The following is a 1,037-nucleotide window of genomic DNA, read 5'->3' on the forward strand; positions in this document are numbered from 1 at the left end:
GCTGCTGGCTTTAGCATGCGCACTGTTTCTGATATCACTGGTGCTAATGCTTCCTGTGGTCAGGCTGTTTTTTTCTGCCGAGGCTGTGCTTTCAATAATGCCTCCGGTCAGGGTTGTTTTATCTTTAACGTTGATATCAAAACCACCATCACCGGCTTTAATGCCTGATTGTTCCACGACACTATGATAATCGCTAGAAGATTTATTCTTTTGGAAAGAGGCGCTCATGGAGCCCCCACCACCTGTTTGTCTAGCACCAAACCCAACAGAAACAGAGTTTTGCTTGCTGGAAAAAACAATCCCGCCATTCCAAGCAAAGGCAAGGATGGCGCATTGTTGATCATTACAAGCAAGACTTAAGGCTGGCATTTGCGGCTATTTTTATATTTTTTACAAAACGGGCTGTTTAAGCGCTTCTTGACACTGCGCTGTGGTATGACAGCGCCAGGACGACATATGGGCAAGTTTTTCTCTTTAAAAGTATAACACCAATATGGTCCTCCCCATTTATAGCGGAATCCTGCTTGAATCATGCAAGCATCAATGGAAGCCTCTGCATTGATGCTTAGCTTTCTATTTTCTGGAAAAACATCATAAGGGGTTGGCATACCACATTCTAACAATGCTTTTCCTATCTCAGTAAAATCTGCTCCAGGTTTCTCCCATGCACTCAAAACTCCTGGTGGAGGCTTGTCAATGTTACATCCAGCAATATTTAACAGAATGAGACCGCTTAATAATTTCAAGATTTTCTTCATTTTTTCCTCCCTGAATATTTTGAATAAATTGGCGTACGATTAGGTGATCCATAAGCCTGTCGACATATTGAACCTGCATTACCATAACAAGCATGAACACTTGGATAACCCTTAAATATTTGCCTTCTCTCTTTCCAAGGACCACTTCCAGGAGGTATTTGCTCAAAAGTGTAAGGATTTTTGCCAATCTCTCCCCCAACAAAATCATATTTATGATTTTCCAAGTTTACGTAATCCTGCTTTCCATCACTTAAGATATATAACGTATCTGCCATGTTT

1 protein-coding gene and 2 pseudogenes are annotated in these 1,037 nt (G+C 41.3%); all 3 read right to left on the reverse strand.

The genetic code is table 11. The features are described 5' to 3' along the window. Window positions 1-291: pseudogene (locus ACFIJ0_RS00185) on the reverse strand (hypothetical protein); the annotation flags it as partial. 65 nt (window positions 292-356) lie between these two features. After that, window positions 357-758: a hypothetical protein gene (locus ACFIJ0_RS00190; RefSeq protein WP_375645279.1), complete on the reverse strand. Its 402-nt coding sequence runs from the start codon at window positions 756-758 to the stop codon at window positions 357-359. Continuing rightward, a pseudogene (locus tag ACFIJ0_RS00195) lies at window positions 755-1,037 on the reverse strand (hypothetical protein); the annotation flags it as partial. The gene ACFIJ0_RS00190 and the pseudogene ACFIJ0_RS00195, both read right to left, overlap by 4 nt.

This window comes from Bartonella sp. OC68QHHN (genome assembly GCF_042193875.1).
GTDB classification, from domain to species: Bacteria; Pseudomonadota; Alphaproteobacteria; order Rhizobiales; family Rhizobiaceae; genus Bartonella; species Bartonella grahamii_A.

What these genes read in the sequence shown, in the direction of transcription:
- ACFIJ0_RS00190 (WP_375645279.1), bottom strand. Translation starts at nt 758, where the DNA reads ATGAAGAAAATCTTGAAATTATTAAGCGGTCTCATTCTGTTAAATATT.